Origin of the sequence: Pseudomonas sp. EGD-AK9, assembly GCF_000465935.2 — a bacterium.
In the GTDB taxonomy this organism is placed as follows: Bacteria; Pseudomonadota; Gammaproteobacteria; order Pseudomonadales; family Pseudomonadaceae; genus Aquipseudomonas.
In genome coordinates this window covers 1-1,551 of record NZ_AVOF01000530.1, presented here as the reverse complement: position 1 = coordinate 1,551, position 1,551 = coordinate 1, and the positions used below count along the sequence as shown (strand labels likewise).

General features: G+C 69.0%; 1 protein-coding gene and 2 pseudogenes. All 3 read left to right on the top strand.

Annotation, left to right across the window (positions count from 1 at the left end):
• Positions 1-385, top strand: a 385-nt coding sequence (locus tag N878_RS20105; protein WP_021445345.1) for a precorrin-8X methylmutase, incomplete at its 5' end; no start/stop codon positions are given.
• Positions 382-1,125: pseudogene (locus N878_RS20100) on the top strand (precorrin-2 C(20)-methyltransferase); the annotation flags it as partial. The gene N878_RS20105 and the pseudogene N878_RS20100, both read left to right, overlap by 4 nt.
• Before the next feature lie 134 nt (positions 1,126-1,259).
• Positions 1,260-1,551, top strand: a pseudogene (locus tag N878_RS20095) (precorrin-3B C(17)-methyltransferase); the annotation flags it as partial.

Sequence of the window (1,551 nt, the reverse complement as noted above, 5' to 3'; positions counted from 1 at the left end):
GGGCATCACCCGCCCACGCCTGCCGGCGAACAACGAGGTGATCTGCACCCTGCACGACACCGGCGTGCCGGAACTGGCCCGCGAGTTGGGCAACACCCGCTCGGCGGTGGCCCTGGAGCACTGGCGCGAGCATCTCGAAGGCAGCGTGGTGGTGATCGGCAATGCCCCCACCGCGCTGTTCTACCTGCTGGAAATGCTCGACGCCGGCGCGCCGAAGCCGGCGCTGATCATCGGCATGCCGGTGGGCTTTATCGGCGCGGCGGAATCCAAGGATGCCCTGGCCGCAGACAGCCGCGGCGTGCCCTACGTGATCGTGCGTGGCCGCCGTGGCGGCAGCGCCATGGCGGTGGCCGCGGTCAACGCCCTGGCCTCGGAGGTGGAATGATGGCCGGTCGTCTGCTCGGCCTCGGCGTCGGCCCCGGCGACCCCGAGCTGCTTACCCTCAAGGCCCTGCGCCTGCTCCAGTCGGCGCCGGTGGTGGCCTACTTCGTGGCCAAGGCCAAGCACAATGCCGGCCACGGCGGGAATGCCTTCGGCATCATCGAAGAGCACCTGGACGCCGCCCAACAGCGCCTGCCGCTGGTCTACCCGGTGACTACCGAGAAGCTCGCCCCGCCGCTCTCCTACGAAGATGTGATCGCCGACTTCTACGACACCTGCGCCGAGCAGATCGCCCGACTGCTGGACGCGGGCCAGGATGTGGCGGTGATCTGCGAGGGCGACCCGTTCTTCTACGGCTCCTATATGTACCTGCACGACCGCCTGGCCGACCGCTACGAGGTGGAGGTGGTGCCCGGCGTGTGCTCGATGCTCGGCTGCGCCTCGGTGCTCGGTACGCCGCTGGTGTATCGCAACCAGTCCTTGAGCGTGCTCTCCGGCGTGCTGGCGGAAGACGAGCTGGAACAGCGCCTGCGCGACGCCGAGGCCGCCGTGGTGATGAAGCTCGGGCGCAACTTCGACAAGGTACGCCGCGTGCTGCGCAAGCTGGGCCTGGATGGCCGCGCCCATTACGTCGAGCGGGCCACCATGGCCAGCCAGAAGATCGTGCCGCTGGACGAGGTGGAGCCGATGGATTCGCCGTACTTCTCGATGATTCTGGTGCCCGGCCAGAAATGGCGGGGGGGATCCCGTAGGGCGGGTGCAACCCCGCCGACGCAGAACTGGCGGGTTGCACCCGCCCTACCCGTCACAAGGCCGTAGCCCGGATGCAATCCGGGAAACCCATTCCCGGATTGCATCCGGGCTACAGGATTTACCGCATGAACATCGTCATCCTCGGCGCCAGCGCGCTGGCCACTGCCCAACGCCTCCAGGGGCTTTATCCACAGGCCGTGATCCATGGTCTGCGCGGGCGCGCCGATGGCGCCGAGCGTCATTACGAGGACTTCGGCGAGACCCTGCGCGCCCTCTATCGCGCCGGCCAGCCGCTTGTGGCGCTGTGCGCCGCCGGCATCGTCATCCGCAGCCTCGCCCCGCTGCTGGCGGAAAAGGGCGCCGAGCCACCGGTGCTGGCCCTGGCCGAGGACGGCAGCGCCGTGGTGCCGCTGCTCG